The sequence below is a fragment of the Pseudoduganella sp. GW821-FHT05F09 genome (genome assembly GCF_059419605.1).
This window is the reverse complement of record NZ_JBWKSD010000010.1, coordinates 1-13,681: the sequence shown is the minus strand read 5'-3', so window position 1 is coordinate 13,681 and position 13,681 is coordinate 1. Positions and strand designations below refer to the sequence as shown.

At 64.0% G+C, this 13,681-nt stretch carries 12 protein-coding genes and 1 tRNA gene; 3 read left to right on the top strand and 10 right to left on the bottom strand.

Going from position 1 to position 13,681, the window contains the following annotated elements; genetic code table 11:
- Nucleotides 1-122: 122 nt before the first annotated feature.
- The 7 genes from AC07S4_RS26385 to AC07S4_RS26355 all read right to left on the bottom strand — a co-directional run bounded on the left by AC07S4_RS26385 (nucleotide 123) and on the right by AC07S4_RS26355 (nucleotide 6,696).
- Nucleotides 123-500 carry a carboxymuconolactone decarboxylase family protein gene (locus AC07S4_RS26385; protein ID WP_494989434.1) on the bottom strand — a complete coding sequence of 126 codons (378 nt, stop codon included), beginning with the start codon at nucleotides 498-500 and terminating at the stop codon, nucleotides 123-125.
- The gene (locus tag AC07S4_RS26380) at nucleotides 481-921 is read right to left on the bottom strand and encodes a MerR family transcriptional regulator (protein WP_494989433.1); all 441 of its coding nucleotides are present in this window, start codon (nucleotides 919-921) and stop codon (nucleotides 481-483) included. The genes AC07S4_RS26385 and AC07S4_RS26380 overlap by 20 nt, the downstream gene beginning before the upstream one ends.
- An 80-nt stretch (nucleotides 922-1,001) precedes the next feature.
- The gene (locus tag AC07S4_RS26375; protein WP_494989432.1) at nucleotides 1,002-1,799 is read right to left on the bottom strand and encodes a PEP-CTERM sorting domain-containing protein; all 798 of its coding nucleotides are present in this window, start codon (nucleotides 1,797-1,799) and stop codon (nucleotides 1,002-1,004) included.
- 367 nt (nucleotides 1,800-2,166) lie between these two features.
- The gene (locus AC07S4_RS26370) at nucleotides 2,167-2,844 is read right to left on the bottom strand and encodes a YceH family protein (protein ID WP_161072137.1); all 678 of its coding nucleotides are present in this window, start codon (nucleotides 2,842-2,844) and stop codon (nucleotides 2,167-2,169) included.
- Nucleotides 2,845-2,896: 52 nt separating this feature from the next.
- On the bottom strand, nucleotides 2,897-4,126 hold the full coding sequence (locus tag AC07S4_RS26365) for a glycerate kinase type-2 family protein (RefSeq protein WP_494989610.1): 1,230 nt from the start codon (nucleotides 4,124-4,126) through the stop codon (nucleotides 2,897-2,899).
- Nucleotides 4,127-4,199: 73 nt separating this feature from the next.
- Nucleotides 4,200-5,564 (bottom strand): dicarboxylate/amino acid:cation symporter, encoded by a 1,365-nt coding sequence (locus tag AC07S4_RS26360; protein WP_494989431.1) that lies wholly within the window; start codon nucleotides 5,562-5,564, stop codon nucleotides 4,200-4,202.
- A 67-nt stretch (nucleotides 5,565-5,631) separates the two neighbouring features.
- Nucleotides 5,632-6,696, bottom strand: coding sequence for a tartrate dehydrogenase (locus AC07S4_RS26355; RefSeq protein WP_494989430.1), 1,065 nt, complete (start codon nucleotides 6,694-6,696; stop codon nucleotides 5,632-5,634).
- A gap of 114 nt (nucleotides 6,697-6,810) precedes the next feature.
- Between AC07S4_RS26355 and AC07S4_RS26350 the strand changes: the two genes are divergently transcribed.
- The gene (locus tag AC07S4_RS26350; protein WP_494989429.1) at nucleotides 6,811-7,728 is read left to right on the top strand and encodes a LysR family transcriptional regulator; all 918 of its coding nucleotides are present in this window, start codon (nucleotides 6,811-6,813) and stop codon (nucleotides 7,726-7,728) included.
- On the opposite strand, the gene cysE is transcribed toward AC07S4_RS26350, so the two are convergent.
- The 3 genes from cysE to rnr all read right to left on the bottom strand — a co-directional run bounded on the left by cysE (nucleotide 7,729) and on the right by rnr (nucleotide 11,852).
- Complete coding sequence (gene cysE / locus AC07S4_RS26345) at nucleotides 7,729-8,472, bottom strand: serine O-acetyltransferase (RefSeq protein ID WP_494989428.1); 744 nt, start codon at nucleotides 8,470-8,472, stop codon at nucleotides 7,729-7,731.
- 110 nt (nucleotides 8,473-8,582) lie between these two features.
- Nucleotides 8,583-9,329 (bottom strand): 23S rRNA (guanosine(2251)-2'-O)-methyltransferase RlmB, encoded by a 747-nt coding sequence (gene rlmB / locus AC07S4_RS26340; protein ID WP_057155534.1) that lies wholly within the window; start codon nucleotides 9,327-9,329, stop codon nucleotides 8,583-8,585.
- A gap of 51 nt (nucleotides 9,330-9,380) precedes the next feature.
- Nucleotides 9,381-11,852: a ribonuclease R gene (gene rnr / locus AC07S4_RS26335; RefSeq protein WP_494989427.1), complete on the bottom strand. Its 2,472-nt coding sequence runs from the start codon at nucleotides 11,850-11,852 to the stop codon at nucleotides 9,381-9,383.
- 332 nt (nucleotides 11,853-12,184) lie between these two features.
- Between rnr and AC07S4_RS26330 the strand changes: the two genes are divergently transcribed.
- Nucleotides 12,185-12,269: transfer RNA gene (locus AC07S4_RS26330), tRNA-Leu, on the top strand.
- Between the two features lie 180 nt (nucleotides 12,270-12,449).
- Nucleotides 12,450-13,541: an NF038122 family metalloprotease gene (locus tag AC07S4_RS26325; RefSeq protein ID WP_494989426.1), complete on the top strand. Its 1,092-nt coding sequence runs from the start codon at nucleotides 12,450-12,452 to the stop codon at nucleotides 13,539-13,541.
- Nucleotides 13,542-13,681: the final 140 nt, after the last annotated feature.

Sequence of the window (13,681 nt, the reverse complement as noted above, 5' to 3'; positions counted from 1 at the left end):
GCAGTGTATATCACGGGCTGGAAAGCGCACCTTGACATAGAGCAAATCGGATTCTGGGAGTCAGTACCACGGAATGCAGCAACTGCAAGACTTCGGTCACGGCAGCATCCAGCGGCTAGCCGCTACATTTCGTGCACTGCAAAGACTTCCTTGGCCGCGAACACGCCGTTCAATGCGGCGGGGAAGCCTGCATAGAGGCTCATTTGCAGCATGGTCTCGATGATTTCGGTGCGGGAAAGGCCGACATTCAGCGCAGCGGCGATATGCACCTTGAGCTGCGGCTGCGCCGTGCCCAGCGCGGTGAGCGCGGCGACGGTGGCCAGTTCGCGCTGCTGCAGCGTCAGGCCGGGGCGGGAATAGATGTCGCCGAAGCCGAATTCGATGATGTATTTGCCCAGGTCCGGACTGATGTCCGCCAGCGACTCAATCACCTTGTCGCCGGCGCTGCCGTCTACTTCGCGCAGGCGCGCCAATCCCCGTTCATATCGCGTGCTTTCCATGCTGTTTCTCCTTTGATTGCAGTTCGGATTCCAAAGTGGAGTACAGCGCAATTTTCTGGTGCAGATAGGCCAGCGTTTCCTGCATCGCCCTCACCTCTTCCTCGACGGCGGCGGTGTGCCGGGCCAGCATGGCTTTGCGTTCGGCCACGCTGGACAGCAGCTCGCCCTGCTCCCGCAATTGCGCATAACGCTGCATCTCTTCGATCGACATGCCGGTGGCGCGCAGCCGCAACAGGAAAGCTATCCAGTTGAGATCCTCGGTCCGGTAAAGCCGGTGGCCATTGCTACGGCGCGGAATCGGCTTGATCAAGCCTATCCGCTCGTAGTAGCGCAGCGTATGGACGCTCAGCCCGGACGCCTCGGCCGTCTGTTGTATCGTGAGTGAAGCTATCATGAGGCCATGGTAGAAGTTGGAGTGCACTCGAAGTCAAGCGTTCACCCCGCTCGGCGCCCATGGGCGAATGTCCTGCGGCCGGCGGGTGCGTGAGTTAGTTGCTTGCCTTACGCACGCCGGCGCCGACGGATCAGACCGATGCCAACGAGGAGCGGAACGGTGAGAGCTAATGTGCCGGGCTCCGGGACGGTGCTAGCCGGGATGGCTGACGCTTGGAAGTTGTCAGCGGCGGTTGTCGACGAATACAGGAAGAAACCTGGATACAACTTCGCAGCACTCGCCATCGCCGACGAAGTAAACGAGAAGGACTGGGAAGTGAGAAGCGTCGGCGCAACGAGCCCGGTGAGACCCAGATCATACACGCTCGCCACCCCCGTATAGCTGTTCTGGGCCGTCTCAGTCAAACTGAACGTCTCCCGGAACCAATTGCCAGGGGTCATGGTCACGTTCGAAAAGCTCCCCGATGTAAAGCCGTTCCTCGTGAAAGACTTCGATGTCGAAGAGCCATAGGTTTCAATCCAAATATCATTGCTGCCGCCAAAATTGCCGTTGGTCGCGGTGGTGAAACCAAGGCGGATGTCGGGGCCGCTGCCCTGCAATGCCATCTTGTAATCCAGCGAGACAAAGAAGCTGCTGCCTACCTTGTTTTCAGACCCGGTCATGTAGATCGCTGCAGCGCTGGAATAGCTGCTGCTTGTCGAGGTGATACCACCGCCTCCGCCGACCCCAGCACTCGCGCCGAATATGAATCCGGTTGACGCACCGCCGTTGAGGCTGAATTGGCTCAGGTCCGCTGCAGTTCCAAACGGGATCACACCTGCATATGCGGTGCTGAATGCGAATGTCAGAACCGCCGAGAGCGCGAGCTTTGGAACGACACTGGAAAGAGAATTGCTAATTTTCATCAATAAACCTTTTGTTGAGTACGATCGGTGACACGAAGTCTGATAGCGCTGGGGAGATAAATTCGGGCTGAGCCCCTCGGCAAGCCCTTACATATTTCCCCCGATGCAATGAGTGTTCTTCCCACGCACCATAAGCACGATCTATGCCACATCGAACCCGTCAAAAAAATAACTTTACAATCAACAACATAAGTTTTTCTTGGGAATTTTTTATTTTCTTGTGTAAAGTTTTCCGACACGCGGGACGGCCATTCGCCATCCCAATAGAATTTGATGACGTGTTATCGGCGGAGATCGCCGGCAAGGGGGGAAATCCAGCCCAGCACGAGATCCGGATCCTTCGCCAATAGCCTGAATCGCCAGCAAACTATTCGAACTGTTTCTTGAACTGCTCGAACTGGGCGGCCAGGTCGGTGAAGTCCTGGCGCAGTTGGGCGACTTCGGCTTCGAGCTGGGCGACGCGGCTGCCCTGGGCCGGGGTGCTGGTGCTGCCGCCGTAGCTGGCGGCGGTTTCTTCGCGCGCCAGCGCTTCTTCGCCTTGCAGCAGGTGGCCGTAGCGCGGCTCCTTGGTGCCCGGCGCCAAAGGCAGCTTGGCCGCCAGCGGCGGGTATTTGTCGATCAGGAATTGCAGTGCCAGCTCCACGTCGGCCACGGACTTGAAGTCGTGCAGGCGGCCGGTGCGGGTGCGGATTTCGCCTGCGGTCTGCAGGCCGCGCAGCATCAGCACCGTCAGCACGGCCACCTTGTCCTGCTCCAGCGACCATTTGATGCGCATGCGGTGCTCGTACTTGGTCACGCGCGCGCCGGCCTGCGTGATGCCGTTGACGAACTTGCGCTGCATGAGCCGCTGCAGCACGTCGGCCACGGTTTCCTCCGAAATCGACATCACCGGGTCGCGGCTGGAGAGCTGGTTGCAGCCGTTGGTGATGGCGTTCAGCGACATCGGGTAGTTGTCGGGCGTGAGGGCTTCTTTTTCCGCCAGGACGGCGAGCACGCGGGTCTCGAATGGGTCCAGCAGGTTGGCGTTGTCCGCTTCGTTAGTCATGCATATTCCTTCATTCGACAAGTTACATAGCCGAATTTACCATAATCTACCTTCAGGTAATAAGGATGGCGCGGAAGTCGTTGACGTTGGTGAGCGTGGGGCCGGTCACGACGGAGTCGCCCAGGGCCTGGAAAAAGCCGTGGCCGTCGTTGTTGTCGAGGCTGAGCCGGGGCCGCAGGCCTTGCGCGGCCGCGCGCGACAGCGTGTCCGGCGTGAGGATGGCGCCGGCGATTTCTTCCACGCCGTCCACGCCGTCGGTGTCGCCCGCCAGCGCGTACACGCCCTCCTGCCCTTCCAGCGCCACGGCCAGCGCCAGCAGGAATTCAACATTGCGACCGCCCCGGCCCTGGCCGCGCAGCGTGACCGTGGTCTCGCCGCCGGAGAGCAGGACGCAGGGCTTTTCGAACGGCTCGCCGTACCGCGCTGCGTAGCGCGCCATGCCCGCCATGGCCTTGCCGACGTCGCGCGCTTCGCCTTCCAGGCTGTCGCCGAGGATGTAGGTGCGGATGCCCGCGCCGCGCGCCACGCGGGCGCTGGCTTCCAGCGCCATGCGCGGCGTGACGGCCATGCGCAGTTCGGACGCGGCCAGGCGCGCGTCGCCGGGTTTGACGGTTTCGCCTTCGCCGCTGCGCAGCAGCGCCAGCACGCTGTCCGGGGCGGCGATGCGGTAGCGCGACAAGATGGCCAGCGCGTCCGCGCAGGTGCTGGGGTCCGGCGCGGTGGGGCCGGAGGCGATGTCGATGGGGTCGTCTCCCGGCACGTCGGAAATCAGCAGCGTCACCACCCGGGCCGGCGCGCAGGCTGCGGCCAGCCTGCCGCCCTTGATGGCCGAGATGTGGCGGCGCACGCAATTCATCTCGGAGATGGTGGCGCCGCTGGCCAGCAAGGCCTGGTTGACGGCCTGCTTCTCCGCCATGGTGATGCCGGGCGCGGGCAACGGCAGCAGCGCGGAGCCGCCGCCGGAGACCAGGCAGATCACCAGGTCGTCCGGGCCCAGGCCCCGCACGAGGTCCAGCATGCGCTGCGCGGCGCGGTGGCCTGCTTCGTCCGGCACCGGGTGCGCGGCTTCGGCGATCTCGATGCGCTCGCACGGCACAGCGTAGCCGTAGCGGGTGACGACCAGCCCCTCCAGTTGTCCGGGCCAGTTGCACTCGACCGCCTGCGCCATCGCCGCGCTGGCCTTGCCCGCGCCGATGACGATGGTGCGGCCCTTCGGCGGCGGCGGCAGATGCGGCGGGATGCACAGTGCCGGCTGCGCGGCGGCGATGGCGGCGTCGAACATGTCGCGCAGCAGGCGGCGTTCCCAACCGGCGGCGGCAGCGGCGCCTGCCTCTCCGTGCGCTGCTTCGATCAGCTTAGCCATGGCGCACCGCTCCTTCCATGGCCATGCGCACCACCGGCTGCGGCGCGTCTTCAACATCCCTGGCAAGCGGCTCGCCGTACAGGACGTCCATGTCCGCCGTGCCGTTCAGCACTGCTTCGGCCCGCGCCCGGTCCAGGCCTCCGACCCAGCGCGCAATCGCCATGGTGCCGACCGCGTTGCCTATGGTATTGGTGATGGCGCGCGCTTCGGACATGAAGCGGTCCACTCCCAGCAGCAGCACCATGCCCTCCACCGGTATCTTGCCCATGGAGGCCAGCGTGGCGGCCAGGGTGATGAAACCGGAACCGGTAACGCCCGCCGAACCTTTGGAGGTCAGCATCAGCACGCCCAGCACCAGCAGCTGGTCCATCAGCGACAGATGGGTATTGGTGGCCTGCGCAATGAAGATGGCGGCCATGGTGTAGTAGATGCACTGCCCGTCCGGATTGAAGGTCAGCCCCGACGGCACCACCAGGCCCACCACCGGCTTGGAGCAGCCCACCTGCTCCAGCTTGTGCATTAGCTGCGGCACCACGGATTCGGACGAGCTGGTGCCCAGCACAGTGAAGATCTCGGCCCGCAGGTATTTGAGGAACTTCCACAGGCTGAAGCCGGAGATGCGCGCCACCACGCCCAGCACCACGAACACGAACAGGAAGCAGGTCAGATACATGGTGCCCATGAGCTGCGCCAGCTTGGCGATGGACGAGAAGCCGTATTTGCCCACCGTGAAGGAGATGGCGCCGAAGGCCGCAATCGGCGCCACCCGCATCACCAGGCCCACGATGTAGAACATGGCGTTCGAGAAGGACTCCAGGAAGCTCACCACCGGCTTGGCGCGGCTGCCCAGGTGCGCCAGCGCCACGCCGAACATGATGGAGAACACGAGAATCTGCAGGATCTCGTTCTTGGCGAAGGCGTCCACCACGCTGCCCGGTATCATGCCCAGCACGAAGTCCATAAAGGAGGCGGGTTTGGCGGCGGCCGCGGTGTAGCTGGAGATGCTCTTGGTGTCCAGCGTGTGCGGGTCGATATTCATACCCACGCCCGGCCCCACCAGGTTCACCGCCAGCAGGCCCAGGCCGAGCGCGAAGGTGGACATCACCTCAAAGTAAATCAGCGCGCGGCCGCCGACGCGGCCCAGGTCCTTCATGCTTTCCATCTTCGCGATGCCCAGCACCACGGTGGCGAAGATCACCGGCGCGAACACCATCTTGATCAGTTTGATGAAGGCGTCGCCCAATGGTTTGAGCTTGGCGCCCATCTCGGGGTCGAGCACGCCGAGCACGATGCCTGCGGCCACGGCGATGAGGACTTGCACATATAGCGTCCCCAGGAACTTGCGGGTTCTTTTCATGATCAGTCTCCGATATGAGTGAGCGCGCGGCGGCTCTGTGGCCGCCTAGGCGCGCGGGTGGCTTGCTTTATTTGCCGGCGCGGATGAATTCGCACACTGCGCGGGTCACGTCGGCCGTGGTGGCGGTGCCGCCCAGGTCGGGCGTGTGGACCTTGTCCGCCGTGACGGCTTCAATGGCCTGCATCAGGCGCTTGGCGGCTCCCTCTTCGCCCAGGTGCTCCAGCATCATGGCGGCGGTCCAGAACGTGGCCACGGGGTTGGCGATGCCCTTGCCGGTAATGTCGAAGGCGGAGCCGTGGATAGGCTCGAACATGGACGGGAACACGCGCTCCGGGTTCAGGTTGGCCGTGGGACCTATGCCCAGGCTGCCGGACAGCGCGGCGGCCAGGTCGGACAGGATGTCCGCATGCAGATTGGTGGCCACGATCACGTCCAGCGTTTTGGGCTTGAGCACCATGCGGGTGGTGACGGCGTCCACCAATTCGCGGTCCACTTTCACATCCGGGAAGCCGGCCGCCACTTCGTAGAAGATCTCGTCCCACATCACCATGCCGAAACGCTGCGCGTTGGACTTGGTGACCAGCGTGAGGTGCTTGGCCGGACGCTTCTGCGCCAGCTCGAAGGCGTAGCGGTGGATGCGCTCCACGCCGGCGCGGGTGAACACGGCGGTCTCGGTCGCGGTTTCAATCGGCAGGCCGCGATGCGTGCGCCCGCCGTTGCCCGCGTATTCGCCTTCCGAGTTCTCGCGCACGATCACCCAGTCGATGTCCTCGCCGCCTTTCAGCGGGCTTTGCACGCCGGGCAGCACGCGCGCCGGGCGCACGTTGGCGTACTGGTCGAAGCCCTGCGCGATGGGCAGGCGCAAGCCCCACAGCGACACGTGGTCCGGCACCTGCTGGCTGCCCACCGCGCCGAAGAAGATGGCGTCGAAGGCTTTCAGCTGTTCCAGGCCGCCTTCGGGGATGTAGTAGCCGTGCTCCAGGTAGTAGTCCGAGCTCCAGGGAAAATGCTCGATGTCGAACTTGAAGCCGCCGTCGTGGCTGGCGAGCGCGTTCAGCACTTCCAGGCCGGCTGCGATCACTTCGGGGCCGATGCCATCGGCTGGAATGGCTGCAATTTTATGGATGCGCATGGATATCTCCTTAAGATTTGTATGGGATGCAACAGCACCGTGAACACAGTGTAGTGCGGCACAAAAGTTATGAAATACGTGTAAAGTTATGCTACTTGTTCTCTGGAGTTAAAGATGATCGATCCATCCGAACTGGCGTTTTTCGTCCAGATCGTCAAGGAAGGCAGCCTGTCGGGCGCGGCGCGCGAGCTGGGGGTCACGCCCGCTTCGGTGAGCAAGCGGCTGACCAAACTGGAGCAGGAACTGGGCGTGCTGCTGCTGAACCGCACCACACGCCGCCTCAGCGTGACCGATGCGGGCGAGCTGTATTACGCCAACGCGGTGCGCATCCTGGGCGAACTGGAGGAGCTGGAGCGCCAGCTGTCGCAGGACCGCGCCGCGCCCAAGGGGCTGCTGCGGGTGAATGCGCCGCTGGGCTTCGGGCGCACCTATATCACGCCCATCGTCTCCAATTTCGTGAAGCGCTATCCGGACGTGGAGCTGCAGCTGCAGCTGAGCGACCATCCGCTCAGCCTCATCGACGAGTCATTCGATATCGGCATCCGCTTCGGCGAAGTGCCGGACGCGCGCGTGGTGGCGACCAAAATCGCAGCCAACCGGCGGCTGGTGTGCGCGGCGCCGTCCTATCTGAAGCAGCATGGCGTGCCCAAGGCGCCGAACGATCTGGCGCGCTTCAACTGCATCGTGCTGCGGCAGAACGACGCGGCTTACGGCACCTGGCGCTTCACCAAGGGGCGGCAGACGGAAACGGTGAAGGTGCGCGGCACCCTGAGCAGCAACGACGGCGAGGTGGCGCTCAACTGGGCGCTGGACGGCCACGGCCTGCTGCTGCGGGCGGAATGGGATATTGCGAAATACATCCGCTCGGGGCGGCTGCAGATCGTGCTGGAGGACTACGCCACGCCGCCGGCGGACATCCACGCCATCTACCCGGAGAAGCACAAGCTGTCGCCCAAGGTGAAGGTGTTCGTGGAGTTTTTGGCGGCGAGTTTCCAGGGGCCGGCGGGCAGCAAGCCCGCCTCCGCCTGGTGATCAGTCCACCAGCCGGTTCAACTGGGCGGAATTGAATTTGTCGCACTCGGGCACGGATGGACAATCCAGCCCCGCCGCCTTCATGGTGGCGGCCATGCGTTCGATCTGCTGCTCCTGCGCCGCGGCCTGGTCGATCAGCGCGCGCAGCGCTTTGATGAGCGGGTCGTCGCCGTTGGCGGTGATGCCGTAGGCCGAGAACATCTTGGCGGACGGGCTGACGCTGAGCGCTTCCTTGTCAATGATGTGGGCGGGATTGCCCACCGCCGTGGCGCCCGCAGGCACGGGCTTGAGCAGCACCGCGTTGGAGCCCACCTTGGCGTATTCGCCCACCGTGAACGCGCCCAGCACCTTGGCGCCGGCGCCAATGATGACGCCGCGCTCCAGCGTGGGATGGCGCTTGCTGCCGGTGTGCAGCGAGGTGCCGCCCAGGGTTACGCCCTGGTAGATGGTGCAGTCGTCGCCCACCACTGCGGTTTCGCCTATCACCACGCCAAAGCCGTGGTCGATGAACACGCGGCGGCCGATGTGGGCGCCGGGGTGGATCTCGATGCCGGTGACGATGCGCGCCAGGTAGGAGATGAAGCGGCCCGGCCATTTCAAGCCGTGCGTCCAGCACCAGTGCGCCCAGCGGTGCATGACGATGGCCTGCAAGCCTGGGTAACAGGTCAGCACCTCCCAGCCGTTGCGGGCGGCGGGGTCGCGTTCGATGATGCTGGTGATGTCTTGGCGCAGGTTGCGGAACATGGGGGTACAGGAATTAGACCGATCTACGCATGGTAGCGTATTCGGTTGCGGATTGCTTGGCAGGGGGAGGTTTTGCCGGGGCACTGCGGCGCCCCGGCGGATGGCTGGAATCAGCCTTCTTTGACCAGGCGCTGGCGGCGCGCTTCGTACAGGCAGACGCCGGAGGCGACCGATACGTTCAGGCTCTCGACGGTGCCGAACATGGGGATGCTGACCAGCATGTCGCAGGTCTCGCGGGTCAGGCGGCGCATGCCCTCGCCTTCCGAACCCATCACCAGCGCGGTCGGGCCGGTGAAGTCGGACTGGTACAGGTTTTTCTCGCCGTCGTCGGAGGTGCCGATCAGCCAGATGTCGCGGTCCTTCAGGTCGCGCAGGGTGCGCGCCAGATTGGTCACGGTGATGTAAGGCACGTTCTCGGCCGCGCCGGAGGCCACCTTGGCGGCGGTGGCGTTCAGGCCCACCGCGCGGTCCTTCGGTACGATGACCGCGTGCGCGCCGGCGCCGTCGGCCACGCGCAGGCAGGCGCCCAGATTGTGCGGATCGGTAATGCCGTCCAGCACCAGCAGCAGCGGCGGGCCTTCGATGGCGTCCAGCAGCTCGTCCAGGTTGCGCGCCAGCGAAATCTGCTGCGCAAAGGCGATCACGCCCTGGTGGCGGTGGGTGCCGACGATCTTGTCGAGGCGGGTGGAATCCACGGGCATCACGCGCACGCCGAGCGACTTGGCGTTGGCCACCAGGTCGGTCATGCGGCGGTCGTTGCGGCCCACGTCGACGAAGATCTCCTCCACGGAGGAGGCTTCATGGCGCAGGCGCGAGGTGACGGCGTGGAAGCCGAAAATCATTTTATTCTTGGACATGCTTTTCTTCTGGTGATGCCGCCCGGGCCAAGCCGGGGCGGCGGTTAATGCTTAGCGCTTCTTCTTGCTCTTGGCGGCGGGCTTGGCTGCCGGTGCTGCGGATTTGCTGCGCTTGCCGCTGGAGGCGGGCTTGGCTTTCGCTTTCGGCTTGTCGACGGCCGGGGTGCGGGACTGGACTTTCGGACCAGGCTTCACATTGCTGCGGGTGTCGGCCTTGGTGGGCTGCTTGCGGTTGCGGCCGCTGGCCGGCTCCGCGTCCACATCCGCGCCGGGACGCACGCCGACCGCCGCCTGCTCGGACTGCGCCAGGCGCAGGTCGATCTTGCGGGTTTCCAGGTCCACGCGCACCACTTGCACTTTGACCTTGTCGGTCAGCTGGTAGCGCTTGCCGGTACGTTCGCCTTTCAGCTCATGGCGCGCTTCGTCGAACTGGAAGTAGTCCGCGCCCAGGTCGGTGATGTGCACCAGGCCTTCGACGAACAGTTCCTGCAGCTGCACAAAGATGCCGAAGGTGGTCACGCCGGTGATCATGCCGGTGAATTCCTCGCCCAGCTTGTCCTGCATGAAGTAGCACTTCAGCCAGGATTCCACGTCGCGCGAGGCTTCGTCGGCGCGGCGCTCGTTGGCCGAGCAGTGCACGCCCAGCGCGTCCCACACGGTCAGGTCGGCGGCGGCTTTGGGCGCCTTGCCCTCGGCCTTGTCCTTGGCCTGCTGGCGGCGGGTGGCGTTCGACACGGCCGTGTTCAGCACGCTGGTGTCGGCCACTTTCGGGTCGTACTTTTTGCCCAGCAGGATGGCCTTGATGGCGCGGTGCGTCAGCAAGTCCGGATAGCGGCGGATCGGGCTGGTGAAGTGGGCGTAAGCCTCGTAAGCCAGGCCAAAGTGGCCGATATTGTCCGGGCTGTAGACCGCTTGCTGCATCGAGCGCAGCAGCATGGTTTGCAGCAGGGACGCGTCCGGACGCTCCTTGATCTTGCGCATCAGTTCGGCGTAGTCGCCGGCCGCAGGCGTGTCGCCGCCGGCCAGGCTCAGGCCCACCTGCTTCAGGAAGTCGCGCACCTGCTTGAGCTTTTCCTTGGTCGGGCCGGCGTGGATGCGGTAGGTGCCGGGATGCTTGTGGCGCAGCAGCAGGTCCGCAGCGCAGACGTTGGCCGCCAGCATGCATTCCTCGATGATCTTGTGCGCGTCGTTGCGGGTGCGCGGGATGATCTTTTCGATCTTGCCGGCCGCGTTGCAGACGATATAGGTCTCGGTGGTCTCGAAGTCGATCGCGCCGCGCACGTTGCGGGCTTGCACCAGGGCGTGATAGACGTCGTACAGGTTCTGCAGCAGCGGCACGATGCCGGGGCGGCGCGCCGCTTCCGGACCCTTGGTGTTGCCCAGGATGGCGGCCACTTCGTTGTAGGTCATGCGCGCGGCCGAGTGGATCACGGCCGGGTAGAACTGGTAAGCGGTGATCTCGCCCTTGGCGGTGATCACGGCGTCGCACACCAGCGTCATGCGGTCCACCGCCGGGTTCAGCGAGCACAGGCCGTTGGACAGCTTCTCCGGCAGCATGGGAATCACGCGGCGCGGGAAGTAGACCGAGGTGCTGCGCTCCAGCGCGTCGGTGTCCAGCGCGTCGTTCGGCTTCACGTAATGGCTCACGTCGGCAATCGCCACGATCAGGCGGAAGGCCTTGCTGCGGCCCACTTTCACCGGTTCGCAATAGACGGCATCGTCGAAGTCGCGCGCGTCTTCACCGTCGATGGTGATCATCGGCACGTCGCGCAGGTCCACGCGGTCGCCCAGGTCGGCTTCGCGCACGTGGTCCGGCAGCTTGGCTGCCTGTTTCAGCGCGGCGTCCGAGAAGATGTGCGGCACGCCGAACTTGCGCACGGCGATTTCGATTTCCATGCCCGGGTCGTCCAGGCCGCCCAGCACTTCCACGATGCGGCCGGCAGGCTGCTTGAAGCGGCCCGGCTGCTCGGTCAGTTCGATGGATACGATCTGGTCCACCTTGGCTTTGCCCACCGGGCCTTCCACCACGATGTCCTGCGCAATGCGCTTGTCTTCCGGCGCCACCAGCCACACGCCGTTTTCCTTCAGCAGGCGGCCGATGATGTGGGTGTTGGCGCGCTGCACCACTTCCACAATGGTGCCTTCCGGGCGGCCGCGGCGGTCCAGGCCGACCATCTTGGCCAGCACCTTGTCGCCGTTCAGCACTTTTTGCATTTCGCGTTCGGACAGGTACAGGTCCTGGCCCGGTTCATCCGGGATCACGAAGCCGAAACCGTCGCGGTGGCTTTGCACGCGCCCGGCCACAAAGCCGGAGTGGTCGGCCAGGGCGTAGAAGCCTTTGTGGTCGGAAACGATCTGGCCGTCGCGCTCCATGGCGTTCAGACGGCGGGTCAATACCGCGTGGGACTCGGCTTTCACATCCAGGGTCAGCGCGAGGGCGCGCAAATCGAGCGCCGCCTTGGCGCTGCGGAAGATGCCGAGAATTTCCTCACGGCTCGGAATGATATGGGTAGATTGGCTCAAAAGTATTTCTATGGTTTTATTATTGATGGAGAAAAAATCGTGTACCGCCCTGACCAGCCACGTTGACATGGAACAAGGCGTAGTGTACCGGAGGACGGCCTGTTTGCCTATTGTGCGGGAATTCGCCGCAGTCCTGCTGCACCGCTTCCGCGCCCGGAAAAAAGTTATTCCAGGCTATTTGACTTCTCAAAAGAATCCTCTATAATTCTGGTCTTCCGCAGCGGCAACGCTGAGGAAACGGCGAGTTGATGTGCAGTATGGAACGGAAACGTTCATCTGGCGCGAAACTCTCCAAGTCGTTATAATAGCAGAAGTTGTTATGCAGTATCAGTGCCCACGTGGCGGAATTGGTAGACGCGCATGGTTCAGGTCCATGTGCCGCAAGGTGTGGGGGTTCGAGTCCCTCCGTGGGCACCACAGAATTCCGCAAAAATGCCTCCTTCGGGAGGCATTTTTCATTTCCGCGTCCGATTTTTCCGATGTCGGACTTGCTGACACTCCGCCGCCGCCCGCCCCTGCGGCGCGCGCAAGTGCCTGATTCCACTACGCTGCATGCTTCTTGCATGGGCTTTGGCATTCCACACCCGGGAGTGCCCAATGAAAACCATCGCCGCCGCGCTTGCCTGCGCGCTGCTGCTGGCCGCCGCGCCAGCGCAGCCCTCGCCCATTTTCAACTTCCAGTTCACGCCCGGCACCACGCTGCAGGCCCAGCAGGGCTTTATCGCCGCCGGCGCGCGCTGGTCCGCCACGCTGACCGACAACATCACCGTCAACCTGACGGTCGGCTTCGGCGCACTGGGCGGCGGCATACTCGGCCAGGCCGCCAGCGCGCAGGATTTCCATTCCTACGCCAGCTTCCGCAGCGCGCTCGAGGCCGACCGCAGCTCGGCGCTGGACAACACCGCCGTCGCCCACCTGCCGTCCGGCAGCTTCGGTGTGCTCATCAACCGCACCGCCAACAATCCGAACGGCGCCGCCAGCGCCCTGCCCTACGTTGACAACAACGGCAGCGACAACAACCGCACCGTCTTCATCACCAATGCCGAAGCCAAGGCGCTGGGCATGGGAGTGACGGAACAATCGCTGCCCGGCTGCATAGGCAATTGCGACGGCTTTATCCAGTTCAACAGCAACCTGGCTTTCGACTTCGACAGCAGCAACGGCATCGGCGCCACTCAGTACGATTTCGTCGGCATGGCGGCGCACGAAATCGGGCACGCACTGGGCTTCATCAGCGGCGTGGACGTACTCGACTTCAACTCGCCGCCCAACAACGGCCCCTTCAACGACAACGAATTCACCTATGTGTCCGGACTGGACCTGTTCCGCTACTCGCCGCTGAGCAGCGCCAGCGGCGTGATCGACTGGACGGCGGACGCACGCGAGAAATACTTCTCCGTCGACGGCGGCGCCACGCCGGGCGCGCAGTTCTCCACCGGCGCCACCTTCGGCGACGGCCGCCAGGCCAGCCACTGGAAAGACTTGATGATGCTGGGCTTGATGGACCCCACCGCCGCCCAGGGCGAACTGCTGCTCATCACCGCCAACGACCGCATGGCGATGGACGCCATCGGCTACGGCCTGGCGCCCATCGCGGAGCCCTCGCAGGCCGCCATGTACGGCGCGGCGGCGCTGATGGCGCTGGCATGGAGTGGCCGCAGGAAATATTTTCATGGAAACATCAATTGACTCTTGACCGAGGGCGCCGAGGCCTTTAAGATTCGGGCCTCTGTTGCAGAACAACGCAAATGGAACAGCAGTAACAGTGCCCACGTGGCGGAATTGGTAGACGCGCATGGTTCAGGTCCATGTGCCGCAAGGTGTGGGGG